Raw genomic sequence first — 25,370 nt, 5'->3', positions numbered from 1 at the left:
GAGGCGGGGTTTTGTCAACGCTTCGGAGGTGCACCCCGGCGCCAGAAAATTTCCCTTTCGATATCGAGCCGGTAGCCGCTGCCTGCTTTTTCCCACTGCGCGGCAATCTGCTTCTTCAGGGCATCGACGCGGTCCTCAACCAGCTCTTCTTCCTCCACATCGGCCAGGTAGGACAGCCGCAGCACCGAGGGGGCCTTCGCCAGCTCCGCCAGCAGCTGGTCGATCTTCGGCTGCCACTGCATTCGCAGTTCGGTGGTCCCCGGTTCGAAAGCTCCGTCGGCGATATCGATGCGCACCACGCGATGGATGGTTGCGCCGAAGTTGAAGCGCAGCATCTTGCCCCGGGTGGCCCGCTGCACCCGCGGATTTTCAGTGGTCAGGCGGTAGCCGGTGGGCAGGCTGTGTTCATCGAGCTTGAGGATGAAGTTGCTGCCCCGATCCTGGTCGGGCACCGCCGCGCAGGTGATGTGGAATCGTCCGTGTTCGTCGGCGGTGGCCACGAGACCGCGGGCGGTCGCCACCCGGGCGCCGGCCAGACCCATCTCGCCGTCGTCCTGCCAGCCGTTGAGATTGCGGTCGTCGAAGACCTTTCCGATCACGTCAGTACAGTCGAAGTCCGGATCGGGAACGACCCTGACGGTGGCCGATGCCTCGCCGGACACGGCCGTACCCAGGGCGCTGTTCATCACCTGGGCCCGGTTGACATATTCCCCTTCGGACACCCCGGAACCCACCACCAGCAACAGCTTGAGAGTCAGGCTCTGATTGACCTGCAGTTCGAGGTTGTCCCACACCAGCTCACGACCATTGATCGTCGGCTCGACCGTAGCACCTTCAAGACGGGCGGATCCGGCCAGGTATTTGAAACCGGCGGGGAAACGGTCGATGATGGAGACGTCGTAAAGGGGTACGCCGAACACGTTGGTCACGGTAATCGTGTAGGGGACCAGTTCGCCCCGGGCAACGTTGATCAGGGAGGAGGTCTTGGTGATGGCCACCGCCCCGCCCAGTTCCGGATCAAGAGGAATGGAGTTGTTGAAAATCTGGCTCTGGCCCGGCACGCTGCCGTTGTCCAGGATCAAATGCAGCTGATAGAGGGTGCCGGCCGTGCGCGGCAGAACCGAAACCGGCGGCGCGGTTGCCCAGGTGGTCGCCTCGCAGTACTCGGTGGTGGCAGGCACCGCATCGGCGGCACTGCCGGGGCAGGTCGGCACCGAAAAAGCCGAGGTGCTCGCGTCGCTGGCGGGCGGAATGACCTGGGAAACCGTCCCGACGAAGCCGCTGGCCGGCGGGGTTACGCTGAGCAGATAGGTGCCGCCCCGCGGGCAGGCGCCATCGCTGAAATTCAGGTCGAACTTGTAGAAACCGTCCGCAGCCGTGACCTGATTCTGCTGCAGCGGATCGTCGAAACACAGGGTCGGCAGGGCCGAGCCGGTGACCGAATTCACCAGTTCGACACGGGCACCGGCCACCGGTTGCCGGGAAATCGAGTTGTAAACGGTCCCGTTGGGCCAGATCGGCAGGTTCAGATTCTGCAGACTGGCTCCGGAAGCCATGGTGATGTCGCTGATGCGCTGCGGGCCGTTGGTGAACACCGAATCGGCCATGCCCAGAGAAGGGGTATTCGGGCCGGCACCCGCCGCACGGAAGCGCACCTCGTACTGATCGGTGGTGCCGTCATTGGGGATCAGACCGGTCAGACTCCAGGACCCGTCAGCTTCGGTCGTGGTGGAGGCGACCAGCAGATTGTTGCGGTAGAGCTCCACAGCCCAGTTTTCCAGAACGGTTTCACTGCCGCTGTCAAATACCCGATCGAGATCGGCATCGTGCCAGACATGCCCGTTCAGAGCGGAACTGCCCGGGGTGCCCCCGACGTCGAGAGACACGCTGGCCGAAGCGGTCTGCGCCGGGTCGTTCCAGCGGACCGTACCGGTATTGGTGATAGTGGTGCCGATGGCCAGGGTGGGGCCGATCGTGACCCGGAAGCGCAGGACAGCGCTCGCTCCGGGAGCCAGGGCCCCGTACTGGGTACTGTAGTCGGCGGTCAGAATCGTTCCGGCATAGCCGACACCGGCAGCAAGACCGTTGAGGGTGCCGGAACCGGCCACATAGCTGACTTGGCTGCCCAGAGGCGGGCTCAGGTCGTCGGTAAGGACCACGCCGGTGGCAGGCAGGCTGCCGGTGTTGGTCACGCGGACCACGTATTCCAGCTGGCTGCCGGGCAGTGCCGAGCCCCCGCCGACAACCGCAACCTGCTTGGTCACGGACAGCAGCTGAACATCGCCGACAACAACGACCGTCGGCTGGCGGCCGTTGGACGGCACGCCGTCGGCATCGGTGAGATCAGGCGTCGCCAGCTCATTCGCGGCAAGAGTGCCCTGGTTGCTGATGAGGGTGCCGGTCGGCACGCTGTCGTTGACCCGGGCATCAAAGGTGACCACGGCCGTCGCCCCGGCGGAGATGATGCCGAAACCGGGGTTGTCGTCAGAATGAACCGCGAGGCCGGTGATCAAGGGGGAAACCCCGCCGTCCGGCCCGAGGAAAGTGCCGTTCAGGCGCAGGGAGTCGGCCACATAGCTGGTATTGGTCGGGACCGCATCGATGAGCATCACATCGGTGGCCGGGGTGCCGCTGGAATTGCTGATCTGGATGGAGTAGCGCAGCACATCGCCCGGATCGACGATGCCGACGGTGCCGAAATCCTGCTGCAGGGCCACGGTTTTGTGAGCATAGAGCAGCGGAAGGTTGCCGACCACGTTGCGGGTCGGATCATCGGGAATGGGTGTTGCGGGATCGTCGGAGGGCTGCTCGGGCAAAGGTCCGCTTCCGGTCCCGCTGCCGCCGGCGAAGCCCTGGTTCTCGATGACCAGACCGTCCATGACCCCCGCATCGACGATCACGTCGAACGTCACGGTGGCGGTGGTGGATGCAGCGGCGGTGGCGTCGGCCCGAAGGGTGCCGGGAGTGGGGTTTTCCGGGGCATGGACCGGGATGCCGGCGTGAAGCGGATTGACGCCGGGGCTTGGATCGGCCACGGCCGCGCCGTTGAGGGTGGTGCTGCCGGCCACGTAGGTGGTGTTGGCCGGAGTGAAGTCCCGCAGGACGACGTTCTGCGCGTCCTCGGTGCCGATATTGCGGAGGGTGATGGTGTAGCGCAGGGATTCCCCGGCCATCAACACGGTGGGATCCCCCGAGAGAATGTTAGAGGTCTTCTGCACCTGCAGGATCGGAGCCGAAGCAATCAGCGTCTCGGTGGGATCTTCGTCGCCGGCCAGGTTGGGATCGTCGCTGAGCAGGGAATCCGGCGCCGAGAAGGCCAGCTCCGCCTGGTTGCGCACCACGGTGCCGCTGGTGATCGCCGATGCCAGGGTGACGTCGAATTCCACCACCACCGTATCGTCCGCACCCGATGCGCCGATACTCAGGTTGGTGATATTCACCAGCCCGGTGCCGTGGGTGCCGCCGGTGGCGCTGGTGGCGGAGGTGTCGGCGCCGGCCGGGACGGTGACCAGGCTGAGGGTTCCGGCGGCGAAAAATGGGGTAGCGTTGAGACGGTCGACCTCATCGGCGATGGAGAAGGACGAGAGGCCGACGGGACCGGAGTTGACCACCCGGATGGTATAGCGCAAAGTATCTCCAGGGCTGGCGTCGCTGCCGGGATTCTGCCCGGTGGTCAGGTTCACCACACTCTTTTCAAAGGCCAGGGTCGGCGCCTCGGTGGAAACGGTATGGCTGTCCTCGTGGTCCAGGGTGCCCGGCGTTCCGTCGGTCAGTACGCGTTCGTAGGTGAGCGGTGTGGTTCCCGTCGCTCCGGGGTCGGCGCCGTACCAGCGGGTAACGCCGGCCACGTTGGTCAGGTTGACGCCGTTTTCTGTGGCGGCATCCAGTTCCAGATCGTAATGGACGATCAGGCGCCGGTCGGGGGGCAGGCCGCCGGCGGCCGACAGCAGGCTGATGGTCCATTCACAGGCAGGCGCACCACCGAAAGTCAAGGTATAGTCGGTCCCCTCCACCAGCACGGGAGACACCGCGGTGGTGCCGTCCGCCGCGAAAATCTGCGCCGTCACGTTGCTCGGCCCGGCGGCACACATGCCCCCCGTCGTCTCGTTCGGCAGGCGGTCGGTGAGGATCGGGTTCCAGGCCGTGCCGCTGCTTGGATTGTGCAGGTTCAGGGTAAAGGCGGCGGGTGTGCCGAGCTGCATGGCCGCCGGTCCGGATTTCTCCAGGGTGAGGGTATCGGGACCGACGATGGTCATGTCGGGGGTGTTGTCCGGACCGCCGGGAGACTGGGTCGCCGGATCGCCGTCGATCTGATTGTAGGTATAGTCGGCGGTATTGCTGAAGGTCAGCCCGCTGACGTTGGTGGCGGTATTCTCGAGCACCACCGTGATATCGAGAACGATCTGCTCCCCGGCCGGAATGTCGATGCCGATGGTGGTGTCCTCGATCACAAGATTGGTGGCGGAGCCGGTGTTGACCGGAGTCCAGGGCTGGGAGCCGGAGAATTTGGCGACGGAAACGAAGGTCAGATCGGCCGCCGAGGCGCTTAGGTCGTCAAGAATCCGCACGTCGTAAAGAGTCACGCCCAGAGGGGTAGCGGGCACCGTGATGCGATAGGTGAACGGCTCGCCGACGGCAGCGGTCAGACTGGCCGGGTTCTGCTTGGACAGCGCCACGGGCGTCGCCGTCGTGAGGGTGGTGGAAGCCACATTGCTGGGGCCATAGACCTGACGGACGCCGGTCACACCGCCCTGAGCGGGTACGGCCTCGTCGTCAAAGGAGTAGTAGAGCAGGACCTGAGCCTGGTTGGTGAGGGTCAGTCCCGCGCCGATCGAACTGTCGATCTGCGTCTGGTAGACGATGCGCAGGGTATCGCCGGCCGGGATGGTGTATTGATCGGCGGTTCCCGTATCGAAATTCCAGGTGGCGACACCGCTGGCGGCATCGTACGTGGGGGCAAGATTCGGCAGAACGGCGCCGGACAGCAGCTGGGTGCCGACCATGGTGATGGTGGCCGCGCCATTGCGCATCCCTGCGGGGATGACATCCTCGAGCACCGCGTCGTAAGCCGGAGCGGTGCCGGTGTTGGCGATATCGACGGTGTAGGTGACCAGTTCATTGGCTTCCACCACCGTGTCCCCGCCCGCCGCCGCAACCGATTTGGTCACGGTCAGTTCGGGCTGCAGCACGGTGACGGTCTCGCTGTCGGTCAGGGAGGGCGCGGGTCCGGCGGCCGTGTTGTAATCGAGGCGCACGTTGTTGGCGAGCGCGATGTTGGCGACCTGCGGATGGGCATCGTTCAACACCCTGGCCCGGTAGGTGATGACAAAAACGTCATTGGCCGGGTTGCCGTCCGCCTGGTTGACGATGTCGCCGATGTTCAAAGTGATGGTGGTCGGTCCGCTGGCCGGATCACCGGCAACGGAGATGCCGGCGGCGGTGATGTCGGCGTGGGCGAAAGGCGCCACGGCGCTGAAGGGCGCACTGCCGTCGCCATTGACGGCCGCGATGCCGTGGAAGGCCAACCCCTGCGGCAGGGTGTCGGTCACTTCCACGCCGGCACGGGTGCCTTCCTGCAGTCCCAGGCGCAATTCGTAGAGGACGATGTCGCCAATGCGCAGGTCGGCGTCGCCCGCGCCGTAGGTGTCCAGCAACCGTGTTTTGGTGATCGTGGTGTTATCCTGGATCGTCAGGGTGCTGGTGACCGGACCGACGAAGTAGTCGTTCCAGGCCGGCGTGAGGGTGCCGTTGCGCTCCTCCCCGCTCGGGCCGTCCAGGCTGGTCCACTGGGCCGTGGCGCTGTTGCTCAGCTCCTGGTTGGCCAAGACGCTGTCCAGCACCCGCACCTCGTAGGTCACGTCGATCGTGGTGCCTTCGGGGATGTCGATATCCGCGTTGCCCGCCTCCGGGCTCCAGGCCAGGACCTGGGCCGTGGTGATCCCGTCGCCGGTGAGGGCGGGAGCGCCGATGGTGTTGCCGGCGCCCGTTACGGAAACACTTCCGAGATAGGCCAGGCCCAGGCTCAGGCTATCGTCGATACGCAGGTCGAAGGCATCGGTGAAATCGTCACCCGCCGCCCCGCCGGCTGCGGTGAAGGTCAGGGTGTAGCGCAGAACATCACCGGCCTGCGGCGGATTGCCCGGGTTGCTGACATTCTCCACCGATTTGACCAGATCCAGATCGGGCTCGACGATGAGGATTGGCGCCGTGGTAGAGCTGCCGCCGCCCTGGGTCACGCCCGGGGTCTCGGGTTCTTCGAAAGTGTAGAGCGCGGTATTGGTGAAGGTGACCCCCTCCTGAGCACCGACAACATTGCGCACCCGGGCGCGCAGCCTGACGACCGCCTGCTGACCTGCCGGAATCTGGCTGATGGACAGATTCACCTGGTGGGGGGGCACGCTGTTGTCGGTGAGGACGAAACCGTTGCCGCTGATCTCGTCGGCACTGACGAATTCCAGGTTCTCGTCCAGGGCGTCAACGATGACCACGTTGTTCATGGCCGCGTTCTTCAATGTGGGATCGGCCGGCACCCTGATCTCGAAAACGATTTCTTCGCCGATCGTGGCTTCGCCGGAAGCAGGCGAGAAAACGGTTTTTTCCGGCGGGTTGTTGGCCGCCACGTTGTGCATGAAAAAGGTCGCCGGCCCAACCAGTCCGTACAGCTGCCCGGACTGAGACGGCAAAGACCAGTAGGCCGTGACGGTGGCGCTGTTCTGCCATACCTGATTGGAACCGAAGTCGGTGTGGAAGGCGATATCGTAATCGATAATGAGACACTGGCCCGGATCGACCGGCGTATTCAGCAAAAATTCCATGGTGCCGCCACGCCCGGCCGGCGCTGTGTAGGAATAGTCGGTGCCTGCATTGAGCACGGTGCCGCCGACGGAAACCACCAGGTTGGCGATGCTCCCTTCATCGAGCTGGCTGTCGAGCTGATCGCTCACGGCCACGCTGTAGGCAGGGGCCTGGCCGGTATTGCAGGCCTGCAGGCGGAACTGCATGGTGTCGTCGGCCACGATCACCGATGCCGGGCTGGTACGGCCGCCCCGGTCGGTCTTGGTGATCTGGCTGATGACCGGCTGGTGCAGGACCGTTGCGGCGGTATCGCTGATCGACGGTGCATCGGCATAATGGAGCGAGCCGGTGTTGGTGAGGGTGGTGGAAGCGACATGGGCGATGCCGCTGTCCGGCATGATGCGGGCGCGGTAGATGATTTCGAGGGTATCCGTGGTGGGATCGCCGGCGGGGTCGTTCACGACATCGCCGATGATCCACGCCACTGTGCCGGTCTGACCCGGTGCGGGCGCACTGGCGGCAGTGATGGGGGCGTAGGCGAAGTTGGACCCCGCGCCGCTGACAGGCGAAGCATAGGGTGCGCTGCTATCGCCGTTGATGCTGACCGTTTCGACAAAGGCCATGCCGGCGGGCAGGAGATCCTCGGCCCGTACCTCGCGGGTCAGCCCGCCGCGCAGATCCAGACCGAGGCGATAGGTGACCGTATCGCCCACCCGGGCGATGGCATCGGTGTCGGTGCTGAGGGGTGCCACGTCATAGGTATCGAACAGGACGTCCTTGAACATGCTGTTGCTGTCGACCGTCGGCATGGTGGTGGTGGCCGGTCCGGCACAGTAGTCGTTGGGCGCGGTCCAGGAGGGGCAGCCCGCCCCGGTCCGTTCAAAAAGGTTGGTGTCGTTCAGCGAGGTCCAGTCGACCCATACGCTGTTGTCGAGATCGCCGCCGGCCTCTTCCACCACCACCCGGTAGGTCAGAATCAGGGTCTGCCCGACGGGGAGGTCCAGGCTGCCGTCGCCGTTGTCCCGACCCCAGACCAGGGGACCATGGGGCGCACCGGCCGGAGCGGCCGTGAAACCTGCTACCGGCGAGGCGTTGATGGTGGCGGTGGGGGTGAATCCCGAGGACAGACCCTGGCCCGGCGACAAGGTATCGACCAGGTTGACATCCTGCGCGGTGGCGGTGCCGCCGTTGGTGACGGTGACCCTGTACTCGAGGATATCCCCGCCGACCGCATCCGCGCCGGGCTGAGTCACGTTGCGCACCGTCTTGGTGACCGTCAGCAGCGGTTCGACCACGGTCACCGCCGCGGTACCGGCCGTCAGAGCCTCCGGCGCACCGGTTTCGCCATGGCTGTAATTCACCACCACGGAGTTGCGCAGCGGATCGCCGCTGTCGGTGTCCAGGTCGTTGTTGATCCGCGCGTAATAGTTGATCAGGATCCGCGGGGCGATGGCGGTTTCGCTCGGATCGTTCTCGGTCTGGGTCACTACCGTACCGATATTCCAGACGGCGCTGCCGCTGGTACCGTCGGCCGGGAAGGCGGTGAAGGCCGCTTCCCCCGGCGCCTGACCGTTGATGGAGGCGATGCCCTGGAAGGTGTAGGTGATATCGAACCCGGCATTGTTGGCCAGCAGATAGCTCACCCCGGCGGCATCGAGACTGTCGGTGGCGACGACGTTTTGGGTCGTCCCTTCCGGCAGGCGAATTTCGAGCTGAAAGTTCTTGTGCACGCCGATGGTGGGAACCAGGGCCGGATCGAGATCGGTCTTGGCGGTGGTGGCGGCGGGAACCGTTACCTGGTTCCCGGCCTCGGCTTCATAATCGTTTACGGCGTCGCCGGCGTTGGGCAGGGCGCCGATGCGCATGCCGGTGGCGCTGCCGTTGGCACCGATCTGGCCGCTGCTGTTGAGGGCTGTGGTCCGGCCGGGCAGGGAAGTCCAGTCGGCTTGAATGGTGTTGTCGAGGATTTCGAGAGGTTGGGCCGCGGTATCGACGCGGACCTCGAAGGTAAAGCTGACGGTGGCACCGGGAGCGATGCCGTTGGGCGGATTCCAGCTGAAGATCGGCCGGTTGGCGCCCAGGGTCGTGGTATCGACAGTACCTGGGGGATCGGTGCCGCTGACATTGCCGAGATAGGTCAGATTGCGGCCGACCAGATCGTCCAGCACCCGCAGGTTGTAAGCGGTGGCATCTCCGGAGTTGGTGGCGGTCACCGTCACCGTCAGGATGTCGCCGGCATCGGCAGTGGCCACGGCGAAGGCCTTGGTCAGCTCTATGAGAGGTTCCTGCACCAGCACGTCGACCTGACCAAAATTCTGGGAAACGGTGTTGCCCCCTTCGTCGATGTAGGTGGCGGTGGCCGCGGTGGCGGGATGGCCGTTGGACAGCACATCACCGTTATTGGTGCCGGCGGTATTGTCCACCCGGGCGATGAAGCCGATCTCGAAATCGTAGCGGTTGCCGATGCCGGCCGTGCCGGTGGTCACCCGCTGGTCGCCGAAATTCCATTCCACCAGGTTGCCGCTGCAGGTCGGGGTGATGGTGCCGCCGGGCACGAAGTTGGCCGCCGAGTAGGGCGCCGCGTCCAGGTTGACCGCCGGAGCTTCACTGCAGCTCATCCCGGCGGGCAGTTCGTCCCGAATGACGAAATTGCGCAGCAGGGCCACCGGCAGCAGGGTGTTGAAGCGGAATTCGATCTCCTCACCGATCGATACCTCCTGGGTGCCGGGGCCGGAGAGCAGAGGTGTGTTGGACAGGGCGGCGATCCGCTTAGGCTGAGTTTCCACGGGAATGATGCGCACCGCGGCCGTATCGGGCTCGCTGGCATAGGCCCGCGCGCCGGCGATATCGCTGTTGGGGCGCGGAACCACCGTCTGACTGCCCGTCGGTCCCTCGAGGCTGTCGTAGGTCGCCTCCGCCGAGTTGGTAAAGGTCTGCAGCGGCGCCGCGTCGTCGTCGATATCCACACGATAGTAAAGCTGGACGGAAGCGCCGGGATCGATGCGCAGCAGGGGGCTGCTGTTGGTGTAGGAGAAGGTCAGTTCCGCCGGGGTGCCGTTGCGGACGGTGTTGTCGCCGATGGTCCCCTCGCCGCCGGCATCCGCGCCGTCGACAGCCCCGTCGCCGTCATTGTCCAGGCCGTCGCCGGCAAAGGGCAGCACGTAGGCCAGGTCGCTGGCGTCGAGGAGGTCGGTGACGGTGACATCGTAGGCCGGGGCCCGGGGCACGCCGTCGCTGGCCGCCTCGTTGCTCACCGTGAGGCGATAGATATAAGAGTTGTACGCATCGCCGTCATCGGCCAGGGGCACGAAGTTGGTGCAGGAGGGCCCGGTCCCGTACAGGGATTCGTTGCAGACCTCCTTGACCACGGTAATTTCCGGCTCGGTGACGGTCAGCTCGATGCGGCGCACTTCCAGACGGGGGTAGCCCACGGTGCTGGGACCCAGCAGATAGCGCTCGATGTTGCCGTCCTCGTCTTCGAAGATCGCCCGGAAAGTCGAATTGAGCACGTTGACGCTGGGAGCGGCGTGCAGGTTGGGGGCCGCACTGACGTCGACCGGGTCGTTCAGCAGCCGGCTGACCATGTCGACCAGGAACCAGTGGTCCCTTTCCGTGATCTGCAGGGCGTCCCCCCAGTTGAAGGTCCAGTTCATCCAGTCCGGTGCGGCGACTTCATTCGGCGCGGCAAGTCCGGCGGGGTTGATGCCGATGGCCTGGATCGCGCTGGTCGTACCGGTATAGTTCGGATCGTGCCAGATGTAGCCCTGGCCGTCGGGCAGCTGGTCGTAGACGGTGATGTCCTGGACCGCGATCAGGGCGAAGCCGGGGGTCTGGAAACCGAACCAGCCGCCGGTATCGATGTGATAGGTGCACTCCTCGCCGATCTGCACCTGCCGGTCAGGCGAGGTCGGCGGCGGATTGTTTTCCGAACAGGTGCCGACCTGCGACTTGAGCAGGTTGAAGCCGATGACCCGGGCGCGGATGGCGTCGAGGCTGTAGTTGTTGGCATTGTCGATGCCGCCGTCGCTCCGGGCGCCGGCCTGGGGTGGATTGAGCGGCGTCGGGAACCACAGCGGCGTGCCGTCGCTGAGGGTGATCTCCCCCGTGACATCGGCGCGGAAAGTCAGGTCGTCCGCCTCGATATCCGCCGGCACGGTGCTCTTGAGCACCTCGAAATTCAGGGCGCGGGTCGCTCCGGGTGCAATGGCCGAACCGCTGCATTCATAAACAGTGGCACCGGTTGGAATTGCCGAGGGATCGAGCCATTCCTGATGGGACAGAGGATAGGTGGTGGGGACACAGCCGGACGGCACGGTGACCACGTCCATGGTCTGGCCGAAAGTGACGTAGGCGAAATAGTCGTCCGCCTGGTGTCCGCCGCGGTTGGTCAGGTTGACGGTCAGGGGCAGCCGCTGATTGGGGTCGCCGGTCAGGATGAAGACCAGTTCGCTGCCGGCGATGTCGATGTCCAGATCCTCGGGATTGGTCTGATGGTTGGTCACCAGCGGGTTGGTCGGCGGGGTTTTCCTCACCCCGGGTTCGCAGAAATCCTCGAACTCGACGTACAGCTGGTTGGTGACCTGGATGGCGTTGGCCGGATCGGTGTTGGCCGGATCGCTGTTCGGCGCTTCGACGCGGACGTCAAGATCGGCCGTTTTGTCGTAGGACTGGGGCCGGATCAGAACCACGCGGAAGGTAATGACCAGCCGGTCGCCATGGCGCAGCATATCGAACTGGTCGGGGTAGATCGGATGGGTCGTGCTGCTGTAGAGCCGGAATTCGGGCGCGGTGTTGGACAGGGCCACGGCGGGATCGGTGGTCGTCAGGTTCGGGAAAGTCCCGGCTACCGGGTTGGTCCATTCAATCCGGTCAGTCATGCCGAGATAGGCGCCGTAGGCACCGGTGGCGGCGACCGCCGGAGTGAAAGTGGGGTCGACAACGTATTCGGCCGGCAGAATATCCCTGAGGTAGATCCCCTTGACGGAACCGCCGGTGAGGTTGCGGATGGTAATGCGCACCGTGCCCTTGCTGCCTGCGGGCTGGGAGGTGTTGGTGCCGATGATCTCGGTCTGGATGTTCAGATTGTTGCCGGAATTGACCGATCGGGTACTGAGAGTAGCCGTGGCGATACCCGGGGTGGCCCCCGTCGAAGTCGAGGTGATGCCCCCGGCAGGGGGATCGGACTCGCATCCCCACTGGAAATCGGAAGCGGTGTTGGTGCGGTTGGCCGAACAGGAACTGTTGGGGCTTTCCGGAATCTTGCCGACCAGATAGACGTAGGCGCTCTGGCCCTGCAGCACGTCCACCAGATCAGGAGCATCGCCGCCGGGGTTGCCGAAGGGATTGTCGACGTCGAAATTGTCTATGTAGTTGCTGGCCGGGACGCAACCCGTGCCCCCCGGATTGATGCCGTTGTTCGCAGCAACGGCCGAGGCGGCTGCCTCAGTGGGACAGGCGTAGTTGACAATCATGTTCCCCGGCTCCATCAGATCGTCGAACCGCAGGTCCTGCAGGTCGGCGGTGCCGGTGTTGTTCACCCGGACGCGCCAGATCACGTCGTCATTGATGTTGCCGTAGACGGTCTGGGAATACTGGCTCGAACTCTGGCTGGCGTCGACGTTCCGCCCCCGCTTGCTGACTACAGGATTCGGTTCGTTCAGCGGCAGGAGATCCAGTCCGGTCGATATCGTGTTCGTCCCAGAGAAACATGCCGGATCGGTACTGTAGGCCAGGCGCGCCTCGATCAGGCGCGTAGCACTGATCAGCCCTTCCTCCGACAGGCTGGAAGAACGGGTTACGGCGAAGGTAATGGCTATGATGCCGACACTATTGCTGGGGTGGGTGAAGTCCAGGCGCCCGAGGGCCGGAATCTGGGCCGAGGACCAGGTCAGGATCGACCCGTTTGCTCCGCTGACCGCTGGAGCCGAGCCGACCTGAAGGGGACCGCCGTTGACCCGGTAGGTAACCGGCATGGGAGCTGTCGGATCGTATGTCAGACCGGAGCTTTGCAGATTCTCCACCACCGTCATGCCGATCATGTCCACCCCCTCATAGGGATTGGAAACGATGATCGTCACATAGCCGTAGCCGCACAACTCGCAATAGCTGTTGGCCAGGTCGTGTCGGATAAGGGGCGGGGGATTGTTCTTCAGGTCGCAGGGAGCGGCCGATGCTGTTTGCGCAAGCCAAAGAGCAGGCAGAACGATCAGAATAGCCTTGCTTAAAACCAACCAGAGTTTCGGTCTTGCTTTTCGGGGCGGCATAGGTGGTATCGGGTTCCCTCCGACATCATGTCGGGCCAACAATCGGACAAGAGGTCCGAAAATAAAAAAGCGCTCATCTTCGGCCGAAGATGAGCGCTCCTGGTGAAATGACACGGGTTGCCAGGATGAATTTGCTCACCTCTTCGGCAACCCGGCTATCCGCTTTCGCTCGTTTTTCGCGTCAGTGGACCCGTGGCTTTGCGTCACCAGATCTCTCTGGTTTTGCCTTTTCGGAGATAACTGTTACTGAATGCAACAATTGCCTGTGCCCGGCTAATAGCAGGAAGTGTTCCAGCAATTAAAACCAATTGGCAAAACCGAGTTAACCTTTCGATAAATCGTGAGAATTTTGTGACTAAAAGAGGTTTGCAGAGCCTGTCCCGGCCAAGACCGCCGAGAGCCGGTGACGGGAAGAGTCATTGGGTGCGGTGTTTTCCCGTACAGGATTGAAAAGCAGTCGGAAAAATGGAAAAAATCTTTTTAAATCAGGAGTTTATGCTTTCTTCCCAAACCTCGGGATAAGTCTTCCGGGGGAGATGAATGAGCTGAAATCATTCGAGAATTTGCAATTCTTGTCACCGGCGAAAACGCGGGTCGAGAGGGCGACCCGGCAGGCGGACCATGGGCGAGATGTCGAATCGTTCGAAGACGGGATAGACCGCGACCCGCTCGCCGCCCTTCAAGCAGTATTCGAACTCCTGAGAGAGACCGTCGATCAGCAGCAGATCCACTTCTTCGAGCGGCACACCGAGGGCGGCGATCAGTTCGCCGACTTCAGGCATACCAGAAAGTTCTATGGCAAAGGCGCGTTTTCGCCGATCAGGCGGCAGGTGATCGTTGAGCTCTTCATAGAAACGAAACTCAACGGCTGGGGGAAAGGAGGTCATCGGTTCCTCCAAGGACGATCGGTTCAGGTTCCAGCAGAACCCCGAAGCGATTGAAGACACTCTCCTGAATGGCGGCGGCCAGGGCCATCACCTCCCGGCCCCTGGCCTGTCCGCGGTTGACCAGAACCAGAGCCTGCCGGTCATGAACTCCTGCCCCGCCCATGTTTCTCCCCTTCCAGCCGCAGGCTTCGATCAGCCAGCCAGCGGCCAGCTTGTAGTCACCATCCGGGAGGGAAAAGTGAACAATGCCGGGTTCCCGTTCGGCCAGGGCGCGGAACTGAGCAGCGGAAATCACCGGGTTCTTGAAGAAGCTGCCGGCACTGCCGATCTCTGCCGGGTCGGGCAGTTTGGATCGGCGCACCGAACAGATGCGATCGAATATCCCAATCGGTGTAAGAGGGGCGACCGATTCCGCAGCCAGCCGGGCAAGATCGGGGTAGTCAAGAACCGGTTGCCAGGGCCGGGGCAGGCGCAGGCGTACCCGGGTGATGAGACAGGTGCCTGCCAGATCCCGTTTGAAGATGCTGTCCCGGTAGCCGAACCGACAGTCCTCGCGAAACAGGGTGCGGGTCCGGCCGGTCGCCAGTTCCACGATATCCAGCGATTCGAACCTATCTGCCAGTTCCAGGCCGTAGGCGCCGATATTCTGCACCGGCGCGGCTCCCACCGTGCCGGGAATGAGAGCCAGATTCTCCAGGCCGGGCAGGTCCCGGGCCAGGGTCCATTCCACCAGACCGTGCCAGGATTCGCCGGCTCCGGCCTGCACGATCCAAGCATCCGGCCGGGTTTCCAGCAGGTCCAGACCGGGGACTTCCACCTTGAGCACCAGAGCCTGCAGGTCCCCGGTGAACACGACATTGCTGCCGCCCCCCAGGATGAAACGTGGCAGGGAGCCGATCATGCGGTCGGCAATAATGGCCCGCACATCGTCCTCGTCAGTCACTCTGACCAGAAAAGCAGCCCGGGCCGGGAGGCCGAAGGTATTCAGGGTTTCGAGATTGACCTGTTTTTCGATCAGCACTGCTGATTTCACCTCTCTCCGCCCGGTTTTCCTGGCGGGTCCGTCCTTGTCGTACATGTTGCTATTTAACATGTCTCGCCAGAAACTGGTCCAGCCCGTTGGCGAATTTTTTCCGATCGGCTTGGCTCATGGCCGCCGGGCCACCGGTTTCGATCCCGCTGGATCGAAGCGTGTCCATAAGATCACGCATCACCAGGCGCTCTTTGATATTGTCCAGGTTATAGGACTCACCCCGGGGATCGAGGACGTAGCCGCCCTTGTCTACCACCTCCGCGGCCAGAGGGATATCGGCCGTGATGACCAGATCGCCGGGGTCGAGTCTTTTGACGATTTCGTTGTCTGCGACATCAAAACCTGAAGGGACGTGCAGAAAATCGATATGCCGCGAAGGCGGAATGCGCATGAAGTGATTGGCGACCAGGGTCAGGGAGATCCCGGTTCGCTCTGCCGCCCGGAACAGAATGTCCTTGATTACGGCAGGGCATGCATCCGCGTCGACCCATATTTTCATCGTAACCCATTTCTGTTGTTCGAGGATAGCGGCATTAAAACCAAAACAGGTTGCCGCCGACAAGCTTTAAATGATATAAGGGAGCAAATGTTACCACAGGGCTTGGTCCCTGTGGTTTTTTGTTTGGCCACGAGGAGTCGCCATGGAAGAATTTGATCTGGAAGGTCGCGAATTCGTCGAATTGAACGATCTGCTGAAACTGACCGGGATGTGCCCCAGCGGCGGGGTCGCCAAATTGATGATCGCCGAGGGATCCGTCAACGTCGATGGCCAGGTGGAACTGCGCAAACGCTGCAAGGTCCGCCCCGGTCAGGTGGTCGAATTCGAGGGACGCAGGATACAGGTGGTGAACTCTTTGCAGTGACCGCGCGGTTTCTGCTAAAGTGCCTGGTATTAACCTGTCAGGAGAATTCGATGACCGACCCGCATCCTTTCCAGAAGCTGACGCCCGCTTTCATCATGGATGCCGTGGAAAGCCAGGGCTACCTGTGCGATTGCCGGACCCTGGCCCTGAACAGTTACGAAAACCGGGTCTACCAGGTCGGCATCGAAGGAGAAAATCCTTTAGTGGCGAAGTTCTATCGTCCCCGACGCTGGACCGACGAGCAGATCCTGGAAGAGCATCGGTTCTGTTTCGAGCTGGCGGAGCACGAACTCCCGGTTGTAGCGCCCAGCCGGAATGCCGAAGGCCAAAGCCTGTTTCATTTCCGCGGCTTCCGCTTCGCCCTCTATCCACGACGGGGCGGTCACGCGCCCGAGTTGGACAACCTCGGCAATCTGCTTATCCTTGGTCGGCTCATGGGCCGCATCCACCGCATCGGGGCCTTGAGGGATTTCGAGGGACGGCCCCGGCTCGATATCCGTACCTTCGGTTACGAACCAGCTGCACTCGTCAGCGAACGGTACGTGCCTCCCGAGTACAAAGAGCATTACGATGGTCTGACCCGAGACCTGCTGCAGGGAATCGAGGAGATCCTGTCGCGAACGGGACCGGTGCGCTATCTGCGCACCCACGGAGACTGCCACGGGGGCAATATTCTGTGGCGGGACGGGGGACCTCATTTCGTCGATTTCGATGATGCGCGCATGGCGCCCGCGGTGCAGGACCTCTGGATGATGCTGTCAGGAGACCGGGCGGCAAAAACCGCCCAACTTGGAGAAATCCTGGAAGGTTACGGGGAATTCAACGACTTCGATCTCCGGGAACTGCAGCTCGTCGAAGCGCTGCGAAGCCTTCGCATTCTGCACTTTACCGCCTGGCTCGCCCAGCGCTGGGAAGATCCCGCCTTTCCGAACAGCTTTCCCTGGTTCAACACTCCCCGTTACTGGGGAGACCACATCCTGGAACTGCGCGAGCAGATCGCCGCCCTGCAGGAACCGGCGCTGCAGGTTTGAGCAGAAAAACCAGCCGGGAAGTCCCTTTAAAAGGGCATCCATTGATGCCAAATTTTCCCATTTGGACTGAATTGCCGTTTTCCGGTGAAGGCCAGGGGAACATAGGAATCCGACAAAAAGCGCCCCAGCCTTTCTTCGGTCAAATCCAGTACTTCCGGAAACCATCCGCTGCGGGACTGCTTGAAGTTTATGCCGCAGGCCTCACACTTCGGCAGGGAGCCCCGCTCGTCAAGGATGCGTGAGCGCATGGCGCGCATCTCCTCCCCGTTCCAGATTTCCCTGAAAGACTTTTCCTTCACGTTGCCGATCTTCATGCTCGAGTCGAAATCGTAGCAGCAGGGAACCACGTCGCCATTGGAGAAAATATTGGCCATCAGAAAAGGGCGATCACAGGGAACTTCCTGGCGAATCCGCTGCCCGTCTTTGTCGTAGGCGAAGCGCTGGTAGCGGGCATCATCGGGAACAAGAGTCATATCCATGTCCGTCGTGCCGCAACTGGGATTGAGGGTTTTGACGTTGAACCAGTCCACCCCGACCTTGCGTGCCAGACGACGCAGAGAAACAACCTCGTGCTGGTTCTGTTTCATTACAACCATGCGCAGATTGATGAGGGTGGAAGCATTCATTTCACGCTTCAGAGTTACGGCCTTTTCCAGCCCCTTTATTGCCCGCGACAAAGATCCCTTCTGGCGATAGGTCCGATAGCTTTCGTCATGCAGGGAATCGACCGCCACGATCAGGGTCGACAGGCCCGCTGAGAAGAGGCGCCGGAGGTACTCGTCATTTTCAAGAAAATGAGCGTTGGTGCTGGTCATGGTGCGGATATCGCGAGACGTCGCATAGGCCACCATGTCCGGCAGTTGCGGATTCATGAACGGTTCTCCCCAATCCCACAGCAGCAGGAACTGCAGATAGTCCGCCATATCGTCCACGATTCCCTGAAAGGTTTCCAGAGACATGTGTTCCGTCGCGCGTCCCAGTTCATTGCGGCCGACCGGGCACAGGGGGCAGCCGAGATTGCAGGCATTGGTCGGCTCGATCTGCAGCATGAAAGGATAGGCCAGGGCGTGGCGGTCTTCCGGTATCTGAAATTTTTTACGGTTCAGATGCAGCCAGAAGTTGCGGTGCTTGCTGTCACTCAAATCGTTCCAGACCTGGGGGACGGTGTCGTGGACGTAGACGAAAGGACCGCTGCTCCCCTTGTATTTTTTTTGGATGTACCGCATCGCCGGCGCGAGTTTCTGATTGCCGGTGATGGTGTTGACCGCCACCCGGTCCCGGTAGTCCACCATGGGCCTGGGAACGAAAACGGGCGGAGACAGAGCCGTGAGACGGATAATGAGATCCCAGTCATTCAGCCGGAGCAGCTGGTCGTCAAACCCCCCGGCGATGCTTGTCAGTTCCCGGGCATGCACAAAGGAATTGAGGTCGATATAGTTTCGCCGCAACAGCTCACGAAAGCTGAAAGGCTTCCCGATATGGCAATGCAATCGCAGCTCGTGCGACTCTTTGTCGCGCCTCAGAAATCGGGCCTGACAATAAGCGGTGGCCAGACCTTCAGGGCTGTCGAGCAGGGCCTGGCGCATGGAATCGAGAAAATCCGGATCCCAGCTGTTGTCCGAATCGAGATAGGCAATGAAGGGACGGGTTGCCCTTGACAGAGCATAGTTGCGCGCCTTGCAGACCCCCTCATGGGGCCGTTGGAAAAAACGGATCCGGGGATCCTGCCGAGCCTGCACGACGGAAGAAGTACCGTCGGTAGACCCGTCATCCACCACAATCAGTTCGAAATCCTGCCAGGTCTGGCTCAGGACACTGTCGATGGCTGCCCCGACCTCACCGGCGCGGTTCCATACCGGCATGACAATGCTGAACATAGTCTTTGTTCCCTCCAGAAAAAGAACGACTGATCACCCGCCCCTTCCCCCTTTGGGAGCAAGGCATCGAATATACAGAGGATGAACGAAATTCCGCAGGATCAGTCGATACAGGGGACGGAGCAGGAAAAAACGGCCGGGCGCCATGATGTGAGCGATCTCCTCTTTAGCCTCATGGCGGGTCAGGACTTTTTTCCGCGCATGCAGCCTCCAGATCTTCTCGCACTGCTGCAGCCTTGCCAGCAACCGCCCCAGCCTACCCGGTCCAAGCCCCTTTTTGCCCGGGTATTTTTGTAACAGACGACGATGATCAGCCAGATGGGCCAGGGATCGGCGATTGTTCTGGGTTGCCTGACCGTCATGCAGACGAAATCCGACCAGTGGCACACCCAGGTAGAAAAAATCCCCCTCTTCAAGCAGGCGGAGCCACATCTCGAAATCGAGCAGCTGGCAATAGTCCGGATCGAACCCCGGGCGTCCGACCCGGCGGCGGAAGAGGACGGCCGTCGGCTCTCCAATGCGGTTGACAACATCGATCAGGCAGTGTCTGGCCACCTCACTACCCGGACAGTGCAAACCATCCGCATAGGACACTATCTCCTGCAGCAGCCGTGACTGGCCGTCGATAATGCGGCGCGCGCAGGCCACCAGCGCCACACCGGGATGAGCGTCCAGCGCAGCCGCCATCCGGGCCAGGGCATCGGGGGCGAGCAGGACGTCGTCAGCGAACAGAAATTTGATATAGCTTCCCCGGGCCAGTTCCATGCAGCGGTTGCAATTGGTTGAGATGCCCAGGTTGTAGGGATTGACGAAACAGCGTATGCGGGGGTCCCGGGCGGCAAAGGCGGCGGAAATCCGCACTGTATCGTCGCTCGATCCGTCATCGACCATGACCACTTCATAATCCCGAAAGTCCTGGGCCCATACCGACTCCAAAGCTTCCTCCAGGAAGGCGGCGCTATTATACGTCGGAATACAGATGCTGACACGGGGAGGTGAAACCGTCATGACCTCCCCCTGTGGGCCGTTGGCCGCAAAGATTCCCGGAACTTCCGCCACAGGGCTTCCGTCGGCCACTGCGGATGGCCTATTGTCTGATGGCGCCACCTGCCGAGTTGATGCAGGGAATAGCCGGCCGCGGCAATCTTGCGGGAAAAGCCGATTTCGGCGGCGACGGCCTCTCCATGTTCATTCCGGATCGGATAACCGTCTACCTCTTCAAGAATCCGGCGGGCGGTAAACTGCACTACAGAAGTCAGATGGGCTGCGGTTTGACCGGCAGGAATTCCCCATTGTTGCAGCAGTTGACGATAGAGCATTGCCCGTTGACGTTTTTTCTCGCTGAAGGACTCGCTTTCAATCAGATCCTGCCATGAATGGTTCCAGCCGGGGTTCAGATTTTCCCCAATCAGCCCGCAGTCACGGTCACCGGCAAATCGCTGTAAAAACAGGCGGACCCAGTTTCCACGGCGGATGAAACATTCATCCTGCAAAAACAGGTAGTAATCATATCCGGCCAGATGCCGCCAGGCATGATCCCAGGCGCCGAGGTTATATCCGGTGTTTTCCCGGCGGAAAACATGGCGGAAAACGGCCGCCAGATCTTCCGGCAGATCGTAGCCTTCTCCATTGATCGACAGCACCGGATCGAACGGGACTCCAGGCGCGAAACGCTTCATGGAATTGACCAGACGACGCAACACCAGCGCTGGATGTCCCTCCCAGGCGCTGATCACCACCGCAACCCCCGGTTTCATTGAGAGACCCTTTCCTCAGGTTCGGCCGCCAGATTTCGCAGCAGTTCGATCAGTCGATCGGCGTTGGCTTGCAGAGAGAACCGGCGGACGATGGTCTCACGGCCGAGGTTCCCCATTGTTTGGCGCAGGTCCCTGTCCTTTAACAGGCGAACCAGACGCTCCACCCATTCCTCGGGTCTGCGGGCCCAAAAACCTTCTCGCCCATCGGTGACGATTTCGGCATTGACTCCCACCGGAGAGCAGACCACCGGGGTTCCGACAGCCATGTACTGGATCAGCTTGAAACCGCATTTCCCACGACACCAGGGGGTATCGGGCAGGGGCATGATGCCGATGTCGAAAGATTCCAGATCGCTGATTTCCTCCTCGGAACGCCAGGGCTTTTTGATCACCTCCACATCTTTGAAATCGAGGAAAGCATCCGAGACAATCTTGAAGCGGGTTCCGGGAACAGCCTGGCAGGCTGCTTGCAGCTGGGGGACGATCTCCTGAAGATAGGGTAGATTTGTGCGACTGCCCATCCAACCGATAACGAGATTGCCCTTCTCGTTTCGGACCGGCTTGCACTGCCTCGGCCGGTAGCGCTGTTCATCAATCACCGTCGGCAGAATCTGCAGATTGCCGTTCAGAGCAGCAGTATTTTCCGCAAGGTAGCGGTTTCCGCAGACCACCAGATCGACACGTCGCACAGTGCCTGCAAAACGGCGGAACTGCCGACATCGGGAACTGAAATCCGTTTCCGATTCCTTCAGCATGATCGCGTCGTCAAAATCGAAAATCAGGCGTCTGGACAGGGCGCTGATGAAATGCCAGACCGGGCCGTTGAGCAGCTTTTTCTGGACAAAAACGACATCAGCCCGGGAGATTTCGGCCCCCAGGCTGATCCAACCAACGGTTTTTCCGGACAGCGGCCGGACCGCGCAGACAATCCCCGCCTGCTCCAGAAACGGCAGGTACTGCAATACCCTGTAGCGTGTACTGGCTTTGTCCAACCGGGGGACCAGAAACAGGACCTTCACCGGAAAACCTACCCTCTGGCTCTGGCCAGGATGGAAAGACGAACACTTGGATAATGTGCGTTTTGCAACATCGTTATCGATTGCAGGAACATGCGGGCATGACCGCTCTACTCATAGCATTTTCAGCCATTTTAATCAAGAGACTTCAATTGGATCTTCAAGGGGGAGCGAGCGGATGTAGTAGCCGGAGACCCGCCAGCGGCCATCCGTTTCCAACATGGGCGTAACCGATTCCATATGGCGTAAGTTGATTTGAAGTACGAGTACCAGATCGCAAAGCTGACGATCTCAGTTAGGTCTAGGGCAGACCTGACTCTCCTTATCTTCACCGACGACTATGGGCGCACTTGCTCATGTAAACCAACGTGACCTGCATCGAAAGCCGCTCATGCCTTGTGATCTGGTAGCCGTGGCGAAGGTACAGACGGATATTCCTTTCGCTCCTGCTGCCGGTGAAAAGTTCGAAACGGTTGACTTTGGGTACGGCTCCCTCGATAGCCTTGAGCAGCATGGTTCCGATCCCCTGCCCCTGAAACTCCGGCTCCACGATGAGCCGACCGATGGAACAGACCCTTTCGGTCACACTTGCCCGAACAGAACCAACAATGGTCCTGCCTTTTACGGCCTTCAGCACGATCGCCGTTTCTATTTCATCTCTCAGCGCGGGGAGTGTTTGGGTAAGAGGTGGAATATTCCAGTCGTTGTACAACCGGGCCTCGGACTGGTAGGCGCGTTTCTGCAAAGCCAGAATGACTTCGGCATCATTCGGTTCGGCGGGAGTGATAAGGACCATCGCACAATTACCTTGAGCCTCATCGGCTGCGAGCGAATCATGAAGGGCAGATATGTTGCCGAAGAGAGTGCCGGCCTGCCCCTCGGGAGTGTCCAAACCCTGAAAACCTCGACCGCTCCTAACTGATGCAGGCGACAGGGCAGACCGGAACGCAGTCGCGACAGCCGGAGCAGAGCGAGGGCGTGATGACCGCCTTCGTACCAACATTTATAGCTCCGGTGGGACAAACGGCCGCACAGGCGCCGCATCCGACGCATTCGTCGTCGACCGAAGGAACGACAATCAGGGTTCCCTGCTCGATCGCCTCCACCGGGCATTCCGGATCGCAGGCGCCGCAACCGATACAGAGGTTGGGGTTGATGGAGTAAATCCCGTTACTGCTTTGAATGGCATTCGTCGGACAGACGTCCGCGCAGGCGCCGCATCCGAAACAGGCATCAGCATCGATTTTCCGCCGATAATTCCCGGTTTGCAGCATGGAGCCCCGAGCTCTGCCCTGCAGACAGGCAATCAGTCCCAGAAATGCGAAGGGAGTTTGGATCAGAAGTCTCCTGCGTGCGGCATTCTGCAGTTTTTCATCCTTTTTCATGCGTCTCCTCCTTTTCCGTGGGGATATGGCTCTTCAGAACGGTATCCATCGATAGGGGAATTTCCCCGTTGAGAGAAACAGCCGCCTAAGAGAGTGCACCCGAACAGATCGCGGAAACCATTGACTCCCGAAGGAATCGGGGCTATCGTATTCAGGAATTCTCAGGGCGGGGTGAAAGTCCCCACCGGCGGTGATGTTGTCAGGCTAATGTCAGGCAAACAAGCCCGCGAGCGCCTGTCCCATGGGCAGGGTCAGCTGACACCGGTTGGAATCCGGGGCCGACGGTTACAGTCCGGACGGGAGAGAATCGCAATTTTTTGGGCTCCTTTGCCCGAACCCTCGCGCGAGCGACCTCCCCTTCACGCCTTGAGATGGTTGTCCATCTTCATTTCAAGGAGTGTCTTCATGCCCTGCTCACTGCTCGACCATTTTGGAACCCCTCTCGAACGCGTACACAAGGCCGTGGAACGACTGCGCCAGGGGCGCGGCATTTTGCTGGTTGACGATGCAAACCGGGAGAACGAAGGTGATCTGATCTTTCCCGCGGAAACCATAACGGCGCCTCAGATGGCCATGCTGATCCGCGAATGCAGCGGCATCGTCTGCCTCTGCCTGACCGAAGATAAACTCAGGCAGCTCGACCTGCCGCAGATGGTCGGCGACAACACCAGCGCCAATCGCACTGCCTTCACAATCTCCATCGAAGCCCGTCAGGGAGTCACCACCGGGGTCTCGGCGGCTGACCGGGTCACAACAATCCGCACCGCCATTGCCGACGACTGCCGCCCCGAAGACCTGGCCCGCCCGGGCCACGTCTTCCCCTTGCGGGCCCATCCCGGCGGCGTTCTGTCCCGGCGGGGACACACCGAGGGCACTGTCGATCTGATGCGTCTGGCCGGGCACAAACCCGCCGGCGTACTCTGCGAACTCACCAAAGAGGACGGCACCATGGCTCGTCTGCCGGAGATCGTGGCCTTTGCCGAAAAGCACTACCTGACAGTGGTCACCATCGAGGACCTGGTATTGTACGTCGAGAACTCCCTGCAGAAGTCGGCGTGAGCCAGCTCTCCCCCCGGTGTTTTCAACATCCGATGGCCAAGCATGATCCTTCCTTACCGGCGCAACCCTAAAAGACAAGTGAGTGCCATGATTGAAACCGTAATCCGCATGGTAGTTTTCATAGAACCGTCCTCCAGACAACAGTTCTACCTGATGTAGTAACCTGATACCCGCCAGCGGCCATTTTTCTCCAGCATGGGGGTTACGGTTTCAACGGCCGATGTCTTGTTTTCGAAGGATGTTTCGAATTGGATGACGACATAGTTACCGTCGGGGGCGCCGGGCAAAGAGGTCATGGGTACGGCGCTCTGGATCTTTCGGGATCTGACTCCGCCCAGCGGCGTCCTGACTGCCTTCAGGCTGTCCCGAAACTTTTCCTTGGTTACGGAACTTTTCAGGTAATCGGCCGCCTGCTTCCAGCTTTGTCCGTAATGGCCCGAGTCGACAATAGCGAGCCATTCTTCTGCTGCGGCGATGGCAGCCGTTTCCTTTTCGGAATTCTGCGCCAAGGCAAGGGGTGAGCACAGGAAAAGGGAGAAAATCAAGATACAAAGAATTGAATGTTTCATGGAGGCTCCAATTGTTTGGGTGATATTATAAACCCCGTAGGTTACCTTGACCCGCTTCGAGACGTTGAAATACGAGTACCAGATCGCAAAACTGATGACTCCGGTGATTAGCCCCTTCATAGCCCCAACCATCACCGCTTCGGCATCCACCCCCGACAGGAAGACGAGTGGCGTGCTGAGAACATTCCACGTCAGCGTAATCAGCAGCCATCTCTTGGCTTCCTGGACCACGCCGGGCACCATATCGCGGAGACGGCGCGCAATCATAATCCACTTGACGACGAAAAAGATCCCGACAGCCGTTTCAATCAAACCGACAACAACGAGGCCCGGATAGTCCCCGGCCAGCATGCCGAAGCCGACGAACGCGAAAATCTGCTGAAGTCCGAACAGTACGGGGGCGATGTACATATTGACGACCACGAAAAACTTCAACCAGCCGCCGATTCCAAAAAGGGGATTTTCCGTGTCTCCGGCGAGAGGAGTTTGATGCGTCACATCGGTCGCGGTACAGGCGGCAGGCAATTGTGATGGGGTTGCTACGGCAAAAAAGAACGGAATCAGAAGGCAAAAGCCGCCGAGACCGACAAGGTTCATCGCGACTCCCCAGCCTTCATAGAACCGCCGTATGTCGAGGCTCAGGTCGAACCTCAGAATCAGGGCCGGAATCTGCCAGGCCAGGCGAGTGGCAAGACCCACTGCCAGAAAGGCGATAAACCAGGTCTTGCCGGGGAAATTTCTGCGAGTTGCGGCCAGGATGATGAGAACGATACTGGCCAGAATATACAACCCTCCGATAATCCCTTGTGCTGCTTGCATCCGCAATGACTCCTTT

General features: G+C 61.0%; 14 protein-coding genes and 2 riboswitches. Of the genes, 3 read left to right on the top strand and 11 right to left on the bottom strand.

What is annotated here, in order from left to right; genetic code table 11:
• Nucleotides 1-14 precede the first annotated feature (14 nt).
• The 4 genes from R2940_17370 to R2940_17355 form a co-directional block, all read right to left on the bottom strand.
• Nucleotides 15-13,025 (bottom strand): hypothetical protein, encoded by a 13,011-nt coding sequence (locus R2940_17370; protein ID MEZ4601561.1) that lies wholly within the window; start codon nucleotides 13,023-13,025, stop codon nucleotides 15-17.
• A gap of 175 nt (nucleotides 13,026-13,200) precedes the next feature.
• Nucleotides 13,201-13,295: riboswitch (cyclic di-GMP riboswitch) on the bottom strand.
• A 338-nt stretch (nucleotides 13,296-13,633) separates the two neighbouring features.
• Entirely contained in the window at nucleotides 13,634-13,945 is a 312-nt protein-coding gene (locus tag R2940_17365) for a hypothetical protein (protein ID MEZ4601560.1), read from the bottom strand.
• Nucleotides 13,920-14,978, bottom strand: coding sequence for a UDP-N-acetylmuramate dehydrogenase (murB, locus tag R2940_17360; GenBank protein MEZ4601559.1), 1,059 nt, complete (start codon nucleotides 14,976-14,978; stop codon nucleotides 13,920-13,922). The genes R2940_17365 and murB overlap by 26 nt, the downstream gene beginning before the upstream one ends.
• Before the next feature lie 49 nt (nucleotides 14,979-15,027).
• Nucleotides 15,028-15,477: a YaiI/YqxD family protein gene (locus R2940_17355; protein MEZ4601558.1), complete on the bottom strand. Its 450-nt coding sequence runs from the start codon at nucleotides 15,475-15,477 to the stop codon at nucleotides 15,028-15,030.
• A gap of 142 nt (nucleotides 15,478-15,619) precedes the next feature.
• Between R2940_17355 and R2940_17350 the strand changes: the two genes are divergently transcribed.
• Nucleotides 15,620-15,841, top strand: coding sequence for an RNA-binding S4 domain-containing protein (locus tag R2940_17350; protein MEZ4601557.1), 222 nt, complete (start codon nucleotides 15,620-15,622; stop codon nucleotides 15,839-15,841).
• A 50-nt stretch (nucleotides 15,842-15,891) separates the two neighbouring features.
• Entirely contained in the window at nucleotides 15,892-16,872 is a 981-nt protein-coding gene (locus tag R2940_17345) for a serine/threonine protein kinase (GenBank protein MEZ4601556.1), read from the top strand.
• Between the two features lie 26 nt (nucleotides 16,873-16,898).
• Here the strand turns inward: R2940_17345 and R2940_17340 are convergent, their stop codons facing one another.
• The 6 genes from R2940_17340 to R2940_17315 form a co-directional block, all read right to left on the bottom strand.
• A complete protein-coding gene (locus tag R2940_17340) occupies nucleotides 16,899-18,749 on the bottom strand; it encodes a glycosyltransferase (GenBank protein MEZ4601555.1) in 1,851 nt (616 codons plus the stop codon).
• 33 nt (nucleotides 18,750-18,782) lie between these two features.
• Complete coding sequence (locus R2940_17335) at nucleotides 18,783-19,757, bottom strand: glycosyltransferase (protein ID MEZ4601554.1); 975 nt, start codon at nucleotides 19,755-19,757, stop codon at nucleotides 18,783-18,785.
• Nucleotides 19,754-20,506 (bottom strand): hypothetical protein, encoded by a 753-nt coding sequence (locus R2940_17330; GenBank protein MEZ4601553.1) that lies wholly within the window; start codon nucleotides 20,504-20,506, stop codon nucleotides 19,754-19,756. The genes R2940_17335 and R2940_17330 overlap by 4 nt, the downstream gene beginning before the upstream one ends.
• Nucleotides 20,503-21,525: a glycosyltransferase family 4 protein gene (locus R2940_17325; protein ID MEZ4601552.1), complete on the bottom strand. Its 1,023-nt coding sequence runs from the start codon at nucleotides 21,523-21,525 to the stop codon at nucleotides 20,503-20,505. Before R2940_17325 ends, R2940_17330 begins: the two co-directional genes overlap by 4 nt.
• 325 nt (nucleotides 21,526-21,850) lie before the next feature.
• On the bottom strand, nucleotides 21,851-22,318 hold the full coding sequence (locus R2940_17320; GenBank protein ID MEZ4601551.1) for a GNAT family N-acetyltransferase: 468 nt from the start codon (nucleotides 22,316-22,318) through the stop codon (nucleotides 21,851-21,853).
• Nucleotides 22,319-22,436: 118 nt separating this feature from the next.
• Entirely contained in the window at nucleotides 22,437-22,907 is a 471-nt protein-coding gene (locus R2940_17315) for a 4Fe-4S binding protein (protein MEZ4601550.1), read from the bottom strand.
• Nucleotides 22,908-23,060: 153 nt separating this feature from the next.
• Nucleotides 23,061-23,219, top strand: a riboswitch (FMN riboswitch).
• A 93-nt stretch (nucleotides 23,220-23,312) separates the two neighbouring features.
• On the opposite strand from R2940_17315, the gene ribB reads away from it, so the two are divergent.
• Nucleotides 23,313-23,966 carry a 3,4-dihydroxy-2-butanone-4-phosphate synthase gene (gene ribB / locus R2940_17310; GenBank protein ID MEZ4601549.1) on the top strand — a complete coding sequence of 218 codons (654 nt, stop codon included), beginning with the start codon at nucleotides 23,313-23,315 and terminating at the stop codon, nucleotides 23,964-23,966.
• A gap of 146 nt (nucleotides 23,967-24,112) precedes the next feature.
• On the opposite strand, the gene R2940_17305 is transcribed toward ribB, so the two are convergent.
• Nucleotides 24,113-25,354, bottom strand: a complete 1,242-nt coding sequence (locus R2940_17305) for a DUF4019 domain-containing protein (GenBank protein MEZ4601548.1) — start codon at nucleotides 25,352-25,354, stop codon at nucleotides 24,113-24,115.
• Nucleotides 25,355-25,370 lie beyond the last annotated feature (16 nt).

It is taken from the genome of Syntrophotaleaceae bacterium, assembly GCA_041390365.1.
Lineage (GTDB): Bacteria > Desulfobacterota > Desulfuromonadia > Desulfuromonadales > Syntrophotaleaceae > JAWKQB01.
This window is presented reverse-complemented; position numbering and strand designations above follow the sequence as displayed.

Excerpts from the sequence above, each read along its gene's own strand:
- R2940_17365 (MEZ4601560.1), bottom strand. The coding sequence starts at position 13,945 with ATGACCTCCTTTCCCCCAGCCGTTGAGTTTCGTTTCTATGAAGAGCTC.
- R2940_17355 (MEZ4601558.1), bottom strand. The coding sequence starts at position 15,477 with ATGAAAATATGGGTCGACGCGGATGCATGCCCTGCCGTAATCAAGGAC.
- R2940_17350 (MEZ4601557.1), top strand. The coding sequence starts at position 15,620 with ATGGAAGAATTTGATCTGGAAGGTCGCGAATTCGTCGAATTGAACGAT.
- R2940_17345 (MEZ4601556.1), top strand. The coding sequence starts at position 15,892 with ATGACCGACCCGCATCCTTTCCAGAAGCTGACGCCCGCTTTCATCATG.
- R2940_17340 (MEZ4601555.1), bottom strand. The coding sequence starts at position 18,749 with ATGTTCAGCATTGTCATGCCGGTATGGAACCGCGCCGGTGAGGTCGGG.
- R2940_17335 (MEZ4601554.1), bottom strand. The coding sequence starts at position 19,757 with ATGACGGTTTCACCTCCCCGTGTCAGCATCTGTATTCCGACGTATAAT.
- R2940_17330 (MEZ4601553.1), bottom strand. The coding sequence starts at position 20,506 with ATGAAACCGGGGGTTGCGGTGGTGATCAGCGCCTGGGAGGGACATCCA.
- R2940_17320 (MEZ4601551.1), bottom strand. The coding sequence starts at position 22,318 with ATGGTCCTTATCACTCCCGCCGAACCGAATGATGCCGAAGTCATTCTG.
- R2940_17315 (MEZ4601550.1), bottom strand. The coding sequence starts at position 22,907 with ATGAAAAAGGATGAAAAACTGCAGAATGCCGCACGCAGGAGACTTCTG.
- ribB (MEZ4601549.1), top strand. The coding sequence starts at position 23,313 with ATGCCCTGCTCACTGCTCGACCATTTTGGAACCCCTCTCGAACGCGTA.
- R2940_17305 (MEZ4601548.1), bottom strand. The coding sequence starts at position 25,354 with ATGCAAGCAGCACAAGGGATTATCGGAGGGTTGTATATTCTGGCCAGT.